Raw genomic sequence first — 13,267 nt, forward strand, 5'->3', positions numbered from 1 at the left:
TCGGCCAAGTCGTTCAAGGAACATAAATGCCGCTTTATCTCGCCCTTCTTTGCGTGGGCGCCCTGATCGGCGTCGGCGTAGCCTCGATCCGCTACAAGGACCGCGCGGATGTGACGCGGCTCGTTTACGGGCTCACCGGCGGATTATGCGCGGCGATTTTCCTTGCCGTCATCGTCCCGAGAGGCGCGCATGTCTTGCAGACGACGCTGCCCCTGGGCCTGCCTTGGATCGGCATGCGCTTTCGCATCGACGCGCTGAGCGCCTTCTTTCTTGCGGTCGTCAATCTCGGCGGCGCGGCGGCGAGCGTCTACGCCATCGGCTACGGGGCGCATGAGAAAAGCCCGATGCGCGTGCTGCCGTTCTTTCCGGCCTTCATCGCCGGCATGAACGGCGTCGTGATGGCCGACGACGCCTTCACCTTCCTCGTCGCCTGGGAATTCATGTCGCTCTCGTCCTGGGCGCTGGTCATTTCCCATCACGATCACGCCGAAAACCGCGCCGCCGCCTACATCTATTTGCTCATGGCGAGCTTCGGCACCTTCTGCCTGCTCATGGCCTTCGGCGTTCTCGGCGGCGCGACCGGCGCCCATGACTTCGATACGATCCGCGCGATTCCCAAGGACGCCTGGAAATCCGGCCTCGTCCTTGCCCTCGTCATCCTGGGGGCCGGCTCGAAGGCGGGTCTCGTTCCGCTGCATATCTGGCTGCCGCTCGCCCATCCCGCCGCGCCGAGCCATGTCTCGGCGCTGATGAGCGGGGTCATGACGAAGGTGGCCATTTACGGCTTCATCCGCATGGCTTTCGATCTTCTGGGCCCGCCCGCCTTCTGGTGGAGCATTCACCCGCTGGCGTTCGGCGCGGCGAGCGCGCTGATCGGCGTGCTGTTCGCCACGGTGCAGAGCGATCTCAAGAAGCTTCTCGCCTACAGCACCATCGAAAATGTCGGCATCATCTTCGTCGCGCTCGGACTGGCGCTGGCCTTCAAGGCGAATGGCCAGGCGCTGCCCGCGGCGCTCGCCTTCACCGCGGCGCTGTTCCATGTCTTCAACCACGCTTTGTTCAAGAGCACGCTCTTCTTCGGCGCCGGCGCCGTGCTCGGCGCGACGGGCGAGAAGAACATCGAGAAGCTCGGCGGCCTGATCCGCTCGATGCCGAAAACCGCCTTCGTGTTTCTCGGCGGTTGCATGGCCATCGCCGCGCTGCCGCCGCTCAACGGTTTCGTCTCCGAGTGGCTGGTGTTCCAGGCCATCCTTCTCAGCCCCTCGTTGCCGCAGTGGATATTGAAGCTGCTCACGCCCGCTGTCGGCGTGACGCTGGCGCTGAGCGCGGCGCTGGGCGCCGGCGCCTATGTGCGGGCCTTTGGCGTCGTCTTTCTTGGCCGGCCGCGCTCCGACGCCGCCGAGCAGGCGCAGGAGACCGATCAATGGTCGCTGCGCGCCATGTTCGCGCTGATCGCTCTCTGCCTTCTGGCGGGGATTACGCCAAGCTTCATGATCGACACGATCTCGCCCGCGGCGGCCGAATATGTCGGCGGCCGCATGCCGGCGCAGAGCCAGATCGGCTGGTTTACGATCGCGCCCATCGCCGAGAGCCGCAGCTCCTATAACGGCCTGCTCGTCTTCGCCTTCATCGGCCTGTCGGCCTTTGCTATGGCGCAGACGATCAAGAAATTCTTTCCGCGCCCGCTGCGTCGGGCGCCGCCGTGGGATTGCGGCTATGTCGATCCGACCCCCGCGAGTCAGTATACGGCGAGCAGCTTTGCGCAGCCGGTCCGCCGCGCGCTCGGCGCCGTCGCCTTCTCGGCGCGCGAGAAGCTCGACATGCCGCTGCCCGGAGAGACGCGCGCCGCGCATTTCTCCGTGGAGATTGGCGACCGCTTCATCGACTACATCTACGCGCCGCTGACGAAAGCTGTGCTGTTCTGCGCGGGGCGGCTCAATGTGGTGAACTTCCTGTCGATCCAGGAATATATCGCCCTCGTCTTCGCCGCCCTCGTCTTTCTCCTCATCCTCGTGGCGCTATGACCTTTCTCTTCGACCTCTTCGCGCAAGCGGCGCAAATGGCTTTGGTGCTGGCGCTCGCGCCGGTGCTGATCGGATTCACGCGCAAGGTGAAAGCCCGCCTGCTGCGGCGGCGCGGGCCGCCGCTTCTGCAGCCCTGGTACGATCTCATTCGCCTGTTGAGGAAGGACGTCGTGCTCGCCCATGACGCCTCCTGGCTCTACCGGGCGGCCCCCTATCTGATTTTCTCGACCACATGGGTGGCGGCGTCGCTCGTTCCGACATTTGCGACCGGACTGATGTTCGGCTGGATCGCCGATCTCATCGCGCTCACCGCCTTGCTCGGCGCCGCCCGCTTCTTCCTGGCGCTCGCCGGCATGGATGTGGGGACGAGCTTCGGCGGCATCGGCTCAAGCCGCGAGACGATGTTCGGCTCGCTCGCCGAGCCGGCGACGATCATGATTGCTTTCATCGTCTCGCTCATCGCCGGCTCGACCCAGCTCTCGGAAGTCGCCGCCTATATGGCGTCGGATTTCGCGCTGCGCGTCTCCGTGCTCTTCGCGCTGATCGGCCTCATCATCGTCGCGATCGCGGAGAACGGACGCATACCGGTCGATAATCCCGCGACGCATCTCGAGCTCACCATGGTCCACGAGGCGATGATTCTCGAATATTCGGGACGTCATCTCGCCATCATCGAGATGGCCTCGGCGCTCAAGCTTCTTCTCTATGTGTCGCTTATCGGCTGCATCTTCTTCCCCTTTGGCATCGCGCCCCCGGATGGCAGTCTCGCCGACATGGGCTATGGCGTCGCCTTTTATGTCGTGAAAATCTTTGTCGCGGGCTTTTTGTTGGCCCTCTTCGAAGTGTCGACCGCAAAGATGCGCATCTTCCGCGTGTCGGATTTCCTGGGAGCGGCGCTGATGCTCGGCCTTCTCGGCACTCTTCTCGTCTTTGTCACCCGGAGCTTGTAATGCAAGAGCATCTGTCTCTCGACATCGCGCAGCTCCTCGCGGGCGGGCTGGTGCTCGTCAGCTTCATGCTGCTCTATCAGGATCGCCTGACGGGGCTCATCAACATCTTCGCGCTGCATGCTTTGGTGCTGACTTTGTCGGTGGCCTGGCAGGCCCATGTGCAGAACGCGGCGCATCTTTATGTGACGGCGGCGATCGCCCTGGTGTTCAAGGCGATCGTCATTCCCTATAGCCTGCACAAGATCGTCAAGGCGCTGCGCGTCCATCGCACGGTGGAAGTCGTCGGCGGCATCGGCGCGACCATGCTTGTCGGCATGTTCCTGATGGGCCTTTCGCTCGTCGTCATGCTGCCCGCGACGACGACGGCCGATCCTTTCGCGCGCGAAGACCTCGCCTTTGCGCTGACGATCGTGCTTCTGGGCATGCTGATGATGGTCACGCGGCGCAACGCCGTCAGTCAGATCATCGGCTTCATGTCGCTGGAGAACGGCCTCGTGCTGGCGGCCGCGGGCGCCAATGGCATGCCGCTCGTCGTCGAGATCAGCGTCGCCTTCTCGATTCTCATCGCCTTTATCGTGATCGGCATCTTCCTGTTCCGCATTCGGGAGCGCTTCGACACAGTGGACTTATACGAACTCGATCGCGTGCGCGGAGAACGCCGATGATTTCCGAATTCTTCATGGTGTCGAACGCGCTCGTGGCCATTCCGGCGGTCGCGGCGGGCGTGCTGGCCTTTCAGACCGAATATAAGAAAGCGGCTCAGCTCAATGTCGCCGCGTCGGGCGCGACCTTCGTCTTCGCGCTTTTGCTCCTCGCCAAGGGACACGAGGCCGGCAGCTTTCTCTCGGTCGACGATCTCAACGTCGTCTTCGTCGTGCTGTCGACGCTTATCGGCTTCACCACGGCGGGCTTCAGCGCGAGCTATATCGAGCACGAACTCGCGATCGGCAAATTGACGCCGGGCAATCTGCGCTTTTACCACGCCATGTATCAGGCGCTGATGTGCGCCATGAATCTGGCGCTTCTGGCCAGCAACATCGGCCTCACATGGGTCTCGGTCGAAGTCGCGACGCTGACCACGGTTGTCATGGTCGGCCTGTACCGCACCCGCGACTCGCTCGAAGCCGCCTGGAAATATTTCATTCTGGGCAGCGTCGGCATTGCGCTCGCGCTCTTTGGCACGATCCTCGTCTATATGTCGGCGGAGCCGGTTCTGGGCGAGGGCTACGACTCCATGCTCTGGTCCACGCTGATGCAGCACGCCGCGCATCTCAGCCCGCGCCTGTTGAATGTGGCCTTCGTCTTCCTGATGCTCGGCTATGGCACCAAGGTCGGCCTCGCGCCCATGCACGCCTGGCTCCCCGATGCGCATGCCGAGGGCCCGACGCCCATCTCGGCGGTGCTTTCCGGTCTGTTGCTGAATGTCGCGCTCTACGCCGTGCTGCGCTTCAAAATGCTGCTCACGGCCAACGCCGCCGCCATCACGCCCGGGCCGCTGCTCATCGCGTTGGGCCTCGCCTCGGTGCTTTTTGCGGCCTTCATGCTCTACCGACGCGACGACATCAAACGCCTCTTCGCCTATTCGTCGATCGAGCACATGGGCATCATCGCCTTCGCCTTCGGGATCGGCGGCCCCGTCGCGAATTTCGCCGGATTGCTGCATATGGCGATGCACAGCCTCACCAAATCCGCAATCTTCTTCTCCGTCGGCCACATCGCTCAGGCCAAGGGCACGCAGAAGATCGCCGAGATCAGGGGCCTGACCCAGAGCCATCCCGTGCTCGGCTGGAGCCTCGTCGTCGGCGTGATGGCGATCTGCGGCATGCCGCCGCTCGGCGTCTTCATGAGCGAGTTTCTGGTCGTAAGCTCCGCCTTCGCGCGTCAGCCATGGCTGGCCGTTCCGCTGGTCCTGGGCCTTCTGGTCGCCTTCGGCGCCTTGTTGATGCGCCTCATCGGCATGGCTTTCGGCGAACCGACGAAGAGCGCCGGAGAGGCGCCGGCCTCTCCCGTGCCGCTCATCGCGCATCTTTCGCTCGTGCTTCTCGCGGGCCTTTATCTGCCGTCTTATCTCGTCACCTGGTTCCAGAACGTGGCGCGGCTGCTGGGATAAGCGCAAAGGGACATGCAAATGCTCTTCACCCCTGAAGACCCGAACAGCACGGCTCCTGCGCCCGCTGCGTCCTGCCGCCCCTGGGCGCGCGAGACGGTCGACGACGCGGGCTGGCGTGCAGCAATCGAAGAGATCGCCGGCCGCAAGGCCGATCTTCTCAGCCTATGGAGCGACGGCGCTCATGTGTTCATGGCGATCGTCGGCAGGGCGACGCCAAAGATTCGGCTCGTCTCGCTCGACTGCCCGCAAGGCCGCTTTCCCTCGGTCGGCGTGCGGCACCCGCCGGCGCTGAGGCAGGAACGCACGATCGCCGATCTTTACGGGCTCACGCCCGAAGGATCGCCCGACACGCGCCGCTGGCTCGATCACGGCCGCTGGGGCCTTCGTCATCCCGACGGGGAGGCGGCGCAGATCGAGACGGCGAGCGACGCTTATCAATTCTCGCCGGCCGAAGGCGCGCCGCTGCATCAGATTCCTGTCGGCCCGGTGCATGCGGGCATCATCGAGCCCGGCCATTTCCGTTTCTCCTGCAATGGCGAGGTGGTGGTGCGGCTCGAGGAGCGGCTAGGCTTCGTGCACAAGGGCGTCGACAGCCTCATGGCGGGCGCGCCGCTCGACAAGGCGGCGAAGCTCGCCGCGCGCGTCTCCGGCGACAGCACCGTGGCCTATAGTTTTGCCTTCGCGCGCGCCGTCGAGGCCGCTTATGGCGTCGAGCCGCCGCCGCGCGCCGTGTGGCTGCGCGCTTTGATGGCGGAAATCGAGCGCCTCGCCAATCACTTCGGCGACATCGGCGCGATCTGCAACGACGCCGCCTTTGCGCTGATGCTCGCGCAATGCGGGCTGGTTCGCGAAAAGCTGCTGCGGGCGGCGTCAGCCTGTTTCGGCCATCGGCTGATGATGGACCGCATCACGCCCGGCGGCGTCGCCGTGGATCTGTCGGAAGAGGGCGTGACGACGCTGCGCTCGCTGCTGGAAAAGATCGGCGTGATGGTGCCGCGTGTCGTGGCGCTCTATGGCGATACGACCTCGCTGCAGGACCGCACCGTGGCGACCGGCGTGCTGAGCGCCGAGCTCGCCAGCCAATATGCCTGCGGGGGCTTTATCGGCCGCGCCTCTGGCCGCCGCTTCGACGCCCGCGCCGCCATCGGCTACGCGCCCTATGACGCGCTCTCCTTCGAGCTCGGCGAGTCGACCGGCGGCGACGTCGATGCGCGCGTCTGGGTGCGCTTCGACGAGGTGAGAGCGTCGGTCGAGATCATCGAGCAAATCCTCGATCGCCTCCCCCATGGCCCCATCCAAGCCGATCTCAGCGCCGCGCCGGGCGGGGCCGAGGGCGCGGCGCTCGTGGAAGGGTTCCGCGGCGATATTTTCGTCTGGCTGCGCCTTGCGGCCGACGGCCGGATCGAGCGGGCGCATCTGCGCGACCCGTCCTGGTTCCAATGGCCGCTGCTCGAAGCCGCGATCAAGGGAAACATCGTCGCGGATTTCCCGCTCTGCAATAAATCCTTCAACTGCTCCTATTCGGGGCACGACCTGTAAGCGGCTCGCAACCATGCAGAAATTTCTCTTCCAAGGGCTTTTGCGCGGCGCGCTGACCGAGCCGCCGCCCCGGCCCGAAGACGCGATGCTCGCCGAGCTCGGACAGGCGCTGGAAAGAGCCGCCCGCGAGAAGCTCGGCCGTAGTCTCGCGATCCGCGAGGTCGACGCCGGCTCCTGCAACGGCTGCGAGCTCGAGATTCATGCGCTGAGCAACGCCTTTTACGATCTCGAGCGCTTCGGTCTGCGATTCGTGGCCTCGCCCCGGCACGCCGACGTGCTGCTCGTCACCGGGCCCGTGACCAAGAATATGAAAGAGGCGCTGGAGCGCACCTATAATGCGACGCCCGATCCCAAATGGGTCGTCGCAGTGGGCGATTGCGCTTTCGACGGCGGCGTTTTTGCCGGCAGCTACGCCTGCGTGGGCGCTGTCTCGCAAGTCGTTCCGGTCGATCTCCACATTCGCGGCTGCCCGCCCGACCCCGTGGCGCTGCTCAAAGGCTTGATCGCCTTGGTCGACAAGGCCGGCTGAAAGCGCCGGGCCGGGCGCTGTGCCCGGCCCTGGCGACTTCTTCGTCAAGAGGCTCAGTCGAGCGTCTTGCCGCCGGCAGCTTCGCAGGCCTGGGCGGATTCCATATAGACCCAGCCCTTGCCCTTGCAGGAGTTCATGCCCTTGCAGGCGTTTTTGGGCGAATGGCAATCGCTCTTGCCCTTGCAGCTATTGGCGCCCAGGCAGTGAACTCTCGCGGTCGTCGTCTCGGCCTTCGCGGCCGGCGCGGTTCCGGCGAGCGCGATTGCGACCGCCGCGACAGCGAGCGTCGCGCCGTTGATCGTTTCCTTTTTCATGTCGTTTCTTCCCTGCGCCAACAATGGCGCGGCATTCTTGCATCAAAGCCGTCCTTTTCGCCAGCGGCCTCGGTAGAAAGCATATATTAGCGAATCGGCGGCGGTTTTCGCGCGCTGCCGATTCGGACTGTGTTTGTCCCTCATCTGTCCGTTGCTTCCTGTTTCAGGACATAGGCGTAGGACAGACGTTTAATTCATTGGCAAGGACGCGCGGCGGCGCGGTCAGTGCACATGAAACTCGCCGTCCACCAGACGCATCTCCGCAGGCGTGATGAGCTGGGCATGCGCCACCGTCACGCCATGGAGCGGCCCGTCGAGGCTCCTCGTCCAAAAATCCAGGAATTTCCTCAGCTCGGGAAAATGCGGGTGCAGATCATATTCCTGCCAGATGTAGCTCTGGATGATCCTCGGATGGTCCGGCAGGCCATAGAAAATATTTGCCGTCGTCAGACCATAGCCCTGCATCTGCAAGTGGAAGTCCCTGGACGCCATTCCCGTCTCCTTTCCAACGGAAGACACTCTTAAAAAACTAGGAGCGACAGGTTAACGAAAGCAACTCTTGCGCCAGAAACAGGCGTAAAAACAAACTATTAGCAGCGTGTGCGGGCGAGTGCTGATTTCCCCGATTGAAGTGACTAAGGAAGAGCGCTTCCCAAGAGCCCGGGAGCGCAGAAGCCGCGCATTTACCATAAGCACAGGCGCCGCCTGGATTCTTTGGCCCGCGCCATCTTTCTGCCGAGCGCTTCCAAGAGTTTGACCCGCCATGATTCGACGTTTCGCTCTCTTGTGTCTTCTCGCCTGCCCGACGCCGCTTTCCGCCGGCGCGCTGCCCGCCGGACAGAAGGCTTCCGTCGCTTCCGTCGTTCGCGCGGTGACGCCGGGCGTCGTCAACATCGCGACGAAGCGGATCGAATCGGTCGAGGTGCCGACGGTCGTCGACCCGGTGCTGCAAGAATTTTTCGAGATCCCCAACACCCATCTCAAGCGCGAGACGACATCCGCGGGTTCGGGCGTCATCGTCGACGCCGAGGCCGGGCTCATTCTCACCAATGAGCATGTCGTCCGCGGCGCCTCCGTCATCGAGGCGACAACCAAGGATGGCCGGCGTTTCCGCGCCCAGCTCGTGGGCCGCGACAAAGCCACGGATATCGCCGTGCTGAAAATCAAGGCGGATAATCTTGCCGCCGTTCCGATGGGCGACAGCCGAACGCTCGAGGTCGGCGATTTCGTTCTCGCCGTCGGCAACCCCTTCGGCCTCGGGCAGACGGTGACCTCGGGGATCGTGTCGGCGATCGGCCGCGCGGGACTTGGGATCGAAGGCTATGAGGATTTCATCCAGACCGACGCCTCCATCAATCCGGGCAATTCCGGCGGCGCGCTGGTGACGCTCGACGGGCGCCTCGTCGGCCTCAACACCGCTATTCTGTCGAAATCCGGCGCCAGTCACGGCATCGGCTTCGCCATCCCCATCGACATGGCGCGCCGCATCATGGCGCAGCTTGTCGAAAGCGGGGAGGTGCGTCGCGGCCATATCGGCGTTTCGATCCGCTCGCCTGTGGGGAATGGCGCCGGCGCCGAGATCGTCACGGTGGAGCCGGCGTCATCCGCCGCGCTCGCAGGGCTTCGCAAAGGCGACGTCATCACCGCTGTCGACGGGAGGGCGATCACGACGCCGGCGCAGCTACGCGCTTTTCTGGGCGCGAGCCCGGCAGGAAGCGAGATCGACGTCCGCTTCCATCGCGCCGGGGAGACGATGCAGGCGCGGCTGCGGATCGAGGCGAGCCAGAAGGCCGCGATCCGATAATCTAACGGAGAACCACGACCTTCGTGCCGACCTTCACGCGCGAATAGAGGTCGATCACGTCGTTATTGGTCATGCGGATGCAGCCGGAGGACACGGCCGCGCCGATCGTATCCGGCTCGTTCGAGCCATGGATGCGATAGTCGCTGGAGCCGAGATAGAGCGCACGGGCGCCGAGCGGATTCTCCATGCCGCCCGCCATATAGCGCGGCAGGTCGGGGCGGCGTTTCAGCATGGGCGCGGGCGGACGCCAGTCGGGCCATTCGCGCTTGCGGGAGACAGTTTTCACGCCCGACCAGGTGAAGCCCTCGCGCCCGACGCCGACGCCATATTCGATCGCCTGACCGCCGCCGAGCACATAGTAAAGCCGCCTTTCCTTGGTCGAAATGACGACGGTTCCCGCCTTATATTCCGGGTGACGCCACTGCACGAGCTGCTTGGGGATCGACTGCTGACGGAAGATGGTCAGAAAATCCGCGACCGGCCCGCGATCGAGGGGACTTGCAAGGGCCGTCCCCGGCGCCGTCACGGCGAGGGCGACGAGCGCCTTGAAGGGCAAGCTGGACCATTTCGTCATGCGCTTTCGTCTCTCCGCTCGTTATTCTGGGCGGGGAGACTGTTTGTCGACGAATGCGGCCGAAGTCTGACGCCGTTATCGGGGTTCAGGGCGCGTGGGAGAGTGAGCCATGCCAAAACGCAGCGCAGGCGTCCTCCTTTACCGGCCTAGCGCCCATGGGTTCGACGTCTTCCTGGTTCACCCCGGCGGGCCTTTCTGGGCGAGAAAGGACGACGGCGCCTGGTCGATCCCGAAAGGGGAAATTGGCGACGGGGAAGATCCGGAAAGCGCGGCCAAGCGCGAATTCGCCGAAGAAACAGGCGTGGCGCTGACGGGCGAGCTGACGCCTCTCGGCGTCTTCAAGCAGCCCAGCGGCAAGCTGGTCGCCGCCTTCGCGCTCGAGGGAGACATCGCGCTCTCTTGCGTCCAAAGCAATGACTGCAAGATCGAATGGCCGCCGAAATCGGGGCGCATGATCGACATTCCCGAGATCGACAGAGCGGGCTGGTTCACGCCTCAGGAAGCGCTGGCGAAAATTACAAAGGGCCAGCGCCCCATCATCGAGGCGCTTTTGTCCAAATTGAAGCTTTCGCCAGAATGAACGTCACCGCGCTTGCGCCGCCCAGCTTGTGACGGAGCGCGGCGCCCAGCACTCGACGCCCCTGTGGCATTGCGCGCCGGTATAGCGGTTTTTATGAAAATACGGCGAATCCGCCGGGACGAAACGGTTGGCCCAGGCAAAAGTGGCGAGCCAAATGACGAGGATTCCAAATATGGCGTTGCGCCAGCTTTTGGGCCCAGGCATTCTTAAACTCCCCTGCGCGTTTCACAGAACCGGGGAATTGGAGGCTTCGAACCTCTCGCCCAGTGGGGAGACTCCAAAAAGTGTGTGTCAGCTTTGCCATGATCGAGCGAAGCAGGGCGTTCTCTAAACTTCCGCCGTGATCGTTGCGCGCAAGCCATCGGGCTCAAAGGCGATGTCGATGTCGCCGCCGAACTGCCGGGCGAGGACCGTCTTCATCAAATAGAGACCGACGCCTGAATGTTGCGGGTTCGCAACCGACGGCCCGCCTTGCTCCTTCCAAATGATCAGCAACCGCCGGCCTTCATCGTCGGAAATCCGCCAGTCGACGACCACATGCCCTTCTTCCCCCGATAGCGCGCCGTGCTGCTCGGCATTGGAGAGAAGCTCGTGCAGCGCCATGCCTAAGGCCAGCGCGACTTCCGAGCGCAGCGCGACGTCTTCGCCGAAGATGGAGATGCGATCGCGGATGGCGAGCGAATCATAGGCGAGCGCCGTCATCACCAGCTCTTTCATGGGCGTCTCCGCCCAGGATTTTTTGACCAGCAAGGTCGAGAGACGGCTGAGGCACTGGATACGATCGGAAAAGCTGTTTCGAAAGCTGGCGAAATCCGTCGCCGTGCGGGCGGTGATGTTGGCGACGCCCTGGATCATCGCCAACGAGTTGTTCACCCGATGGTGCAGCTCGAGGTTCATGATGCGCCGGTGTTCCTCGGCGCTTTTGATCTCGTCGATGTCGGTAATGGCGATGATGGCGGCGATGACCTTGCCGCTTGCGTCGCGGATCGGCGCGCCGACAATGTTGATCCACGCCCAGGTGCCGTCCGCGCGCTGATGCCGGCATTCGAGCGTCGGCCGATTTTCCCCGGCGAGGGCGCGGGCGAGGGGATATTCGCTCTCCTGGACGGGCTCGCCGCTCTCATGCACGGCGACCCAGTGCCGATAATGGCCCAGTCCTTCCGAATAAATCACAGGCCCCCGCCGGATGGCCTCGAGCGCCGAATTGCCTTCGAGGATGCGGCCGCTCGGCGCTTCCGCGATCAGCACGCCGACGGGAAGCGCGTCGATGACCGCTCGCAGCCTGTTGTTGAAGCCGTTGGGCGCGTTGGCGGCGCCATCGCCTTTGATCAGCTCTTCGTTGAGCCGGCTCAGCAGCGCGCGCTTGCGGCGCAGCCTCTGTTCAAATTGATCGAGGGTGCGCGCGATGTCGTCGATGTCGGGGACGCCGGTCGCAGCCCAGGCGGGCAGCTCGCCGGCTTTCAGGCGATGCGCCAATTCCGCAAGCCGGTGGGTCGCCGCCGCCTGCCGCCGCCGAGCAGAGTCGAGACGATAAAGCGCGAGGAGCGCTGCGACGAAAGCAATCGCCAGCGCAACGATGATGACTTGCCCATAGGCGGAAATCAGCTCTGCTTGCGCTAGCGGGCGCACTTCCGCCGCTAGCGTATTATTGCCCCTCGGGCCAAGGGAAATGTCGGCTGAAAGGGCGAATCCGAGGATTCGAACGAGGTCTTGTTCGACCACTAATCACTCCGCGCCAAAACGGGCAGATTTGCATTTGCCCCCGAGCGTTTTGCGCCCGCGCGTTTTCTAGGCTGCACGAAAGTTGCCGGGCAGATGCTGAAACTGGCGAAGTCTTCGCCGAGTTCCACGGATCTGCCTGCACCAGAGAGTTTTTTTGAACCGATTTCAGAGCGCCTTCGTGTTTTTTCGCGCGGCGATGCCCGTCATGGTCGGGTCCGAATCGATCTCATGTGTCCCGTTGAGCCCGAGATGCTCCGCAAGCTTGGCGCGAGCGCGATTGAGCCTGCTCTTCACCGTTCCCACCGCGATATTGCAGACCTGCGCCGCTTCTTCGTAGGACAATTCCGTGATGCCGATCATGAGCAGAATTTCGCGATGTTCCGGCGCAAGCTTGTCCAGCGCCTTCTGCACGTCCTGCATCGTGACGTTGGATTCCTGCCCGCCTTTCACCGGAATCTGTTCCGCAAGGACGTTGTCGCTATCCTGCACTTCGCGCGAGCGCTTGCGGTACTGCGAGAAATAAGTGTTGCGTAAAATCGTCACGAGCCAGGCGCGAAAATTCGTGCCGGGCTCGAAACTGTCGGCATGCGACCAGGCCTTCACAAGCGTGTCCTGGACGAGGTCGTCCGCCACGCTATATGAGCCCGCGAGCGAGATGGCGAAGGCGCGCAGATAAGGGATCTGCGCCACCATTTGCTCTCCAAAGGTCGCGTTGGTCATTTCTTCTCGCGCTGTATGGCTTCGAGCTGGGCGAGCAGCATGACGAATTTGTCCGGAATTGGCTGGTGGATCAGGTCGTCGCAGAATGAGCGCAGCACACGCCCCAATTGATCCTGGATATGAGGCTCAAGAAAGGCCGTCTCCACGCCGTCGACCTGGTCGCCGTCAACCTGACCCAGGTCGGCCGTCTCCTGTGGCGCCAAGGTCTTTCTCTCCTCTTTTTCGTTGCCCTGCGTCATCTATCGTCCCGAGATCGCTCGCCCAACTGGTGGAGGCTTTGGCGAAGCGCCCTCGCTTCAGGCGCCTATTTAGGCAACCCGGGGACGGCGCATTCGTTCCGGATGGAAGTTGTGGATTTCTAGTTCGACGCGACGTAATGCTCAACCGCGCTGACAGCCTCT

15 protein-coding genes are annotated in these 13,267 nt (G+C 63.5%); 8 read left to right on the top strand and 7 right to left on the bottom strand.

From position 1 onward, the window contains the following. The first annotated feature begins 26 nt into the window (after positions 1–26). From hyfB to QMG84_RS02115, 6 genes are read left to right on the top strand one after another with little or no spacing between them, the layout of a single operon-like run. Complete coding sequence (gene hyfB, locus QMG84_RS02090; RefSeq protein WP_281930129.1) at positions 27–2,024, top strand: hydrogenase 4 subunit B; 1,998 nt, start codon at positions 27–29, stop codon at positions 2,022–2,024. Continuing rightward, positions 2,021–2,974: a respiratory chain complex I subunit 1 family protein gene (locus tag QMG84_RS02095; protein ID WP_281930130.1), complete on the top strand. Its 954-nt coding sequence runs from the start codon at positions 2,021–2,023 to the stop codon at positions 2,972–2,974. The genes hyfB and QMG84_RS02095 overlap by 4 nt, the downstream gene beginning before the upstream one ends. Beyond that, positions 2,974–3,639 (top strand): hydrogenase-4 component E, encoded by a 666-nt coding sequence (locus QMG84_RS02100; RefSeq protein WP_202070723.1) that lies wholly within the window; start codon positions 2,974–2,976, stop codon positions 3,637–3,639. The genes QMG84_RS02095 and QMG84_RS02100 overlap by 1 nt, the downstream gene beginning before the upstream one ends. After that, entirely contained in the window at positions 3,636–5,084 is a 1,449-nt protein-coding gene (locus QMG84_RS02105) for a hydrogenase 4 subunit F (protein ID WP_202070722.1), read from the top strand. Before QMG84_RS02100 ends, QMG84_RS02105 begins: the two co-directional genes overlap by 4 nt. Positions 5,085–5,102: 18 nt before the next feature. Continuing rightward, positions 5,103–6,623 (top strand): hydrogenase large subunit, encoded by a 1,521-nt coding sequence (locus QMG84_RS02110; RefSeq protein WP_281930131.1) that lies wholly within the window; start codon positions 5,103–5,105, stop codon positions 6,621–6,623. A 13-nt stretch (positions 6,624–6,636) separates the two neighbouring features. Next, positions 6,637–7,152: an NADH-quinone oxidoreductase subunit B family protein gene (locus tag QMG84_RS02115; RefSeq protein WP_281930133.1), complete on the top strand. Its 516-nt coding sequence runs from the start codon at positions 6,637–6,639 to the stop codon at positions 7,150–7,152. A gap of 53 nt (positions 7,153–7,205) precedes the next feature. Here QMG84_RS02115 and bufA2 read toward each other — a convergent pair whose 3' ends face one another. Both bufA2 and QMG84_RS02125 read right to left on the bottom strand, forming a co-directional pair. Beyond that, positions 7,206–7,466, bottom strand: coding sequence for a BufA2 family periplasmic bufferin-type metallophore (gene bufA2, locus QMG84_RS02120; RefSeq protein ID WP_202070719.1), 261 nt, complete (start codon positions 7,464–7,466; stop codon positions 7,206–7,208). Between the two features lie 222 nt (positions 7,467–7,688). Continuing rightward, on the bottom strand, positions 7,689–7,958 hold the full coding sequence (locus tag QMG84_RS02125) for an usg protein (RefSeq protein WP_281930135.1): 270 nt from the start codon (positions 7,956–7,958) through the stop codon (positions 7,689–7,691). Positions 7,959–8,229: 271 nt separating this feature from the next. On the opposite strand from QMG84_RS02125, the gene QMG84_RS02130 reads away from it, so the two are divergent. Continuing rightward, entirely contained in the window at positions 8,230–9,270 is a 1,041-nt protein-coding gene (locus tag QMG84_RS02130) for a S1C family serine protease (protein ID WP_281930136.1), read from the top strand. A 1-nt stretch (position 9,271) separates the two neighbouring features. On the opposite strand, the gene QMG84_RS02135 is transcribed toward QMG84_RS02130, so the two are convergent. Continuing rightward, positions 9,272–9,844 (bottom strand): L,D-transpeptidase, encoded by a 573-nt coding sequence (locus QMG84_RS02135; RefSeq protein ID WP_281930137.1) that lies wholly within the window; start codon positions 9,842–9,844, stop codon positions 9,272–9,274. 109 nt (positions 9,845–9,953) lie between these two features. Here QMG84_RS02135 and QMG84_RS02140 point away from each other — a divergent pair, with 109 nt between their 5' ends. Next, positions 9,954–10,424: an NUDIX hydrolase gene (locus QMG84_RS02140; protein ID WP_281930138.1), complete on the top strand. Its 471-nt coding sequence runs from the start codon at positions 9,954–9,956 to the stop codon at positions 10,422–10,424. 3 nt (positions 10,425–10,427) lie between these two features. On the opposite strand, the gene QMG84_RS02145 is transcribed toward QMG84_RS02140, so the two are convergent. The 4 genes from QMG84_RS02145 to QMG84_RS02160 all read right to left on the bottom strand — a co-directional run bounded on the left by QMG84_RS02145 (position 10,428) and on the right by QMG84_RS02160 (position 13,105). Beyond that, complete coding sequence (locus tag QMG84_RS02145) at positions 10,428–10,628, bottom strand: hypothetical protein (protein ID WP_281930140.1); 201 nt, start codon at positions 10,626–10,628, stop codon at positions 10,428–10,430. Positions 10,629–10,751: 123 nt separating this feature from the next. Next, positions 10,752–12,146 carry an HWE histidine kinase domain-containing protein gene (locus QMG84_RS02150; RefSeq protein ID WP_281930142.1) on the bottom strand — a complete coding sequence of 465 codons (1,395 nt, stop codon included), beginning with the start codon at positions 12,144–12,146 and terminating at the stop codon, positions 10,752–10,754. 165 nt (positions 12,147–12,311) lie between these two features. After that, positions 12,312–12,866: a sigma-70 family RNA polymerase sigma factor gene (locus QMG84_RS02155; RefSeq protein WP_281930144.1), complete on the bottom strand. Its 555-nt coding sequence runs from the start codon at positions 12,864–12,866 to the stop codon at positions 12,312–12,314. Next, positions 12,863–13,105, bottom strand: coding sequence for a NepR family anti-sigma factor (locus QMG84_RS02160; RefSeq protein WP_202070713.1), 243 nt, complete (start codon positions 13,103–13,105; stop codon positions 12,863–12,865). Before QMG84_RS02160 ends, QMG84_RS02155 begins: the two co-directional genes overlap by 4 nt. Positions 13,106–13,267: the final 162 nt, after the last annotated feature.

Origin of the sequence: Methylocystis iwaonis, assembly GCF_027925385.1 — a bacterium.
In the GTDB taxonomy this organism is placed as follows: Bacteria; Pseudomonadota; Alphaproteobacteria; order Rhizobiales; family Beijerinckiaceae; genus Methylocystis; species Methylocystis iwaonis.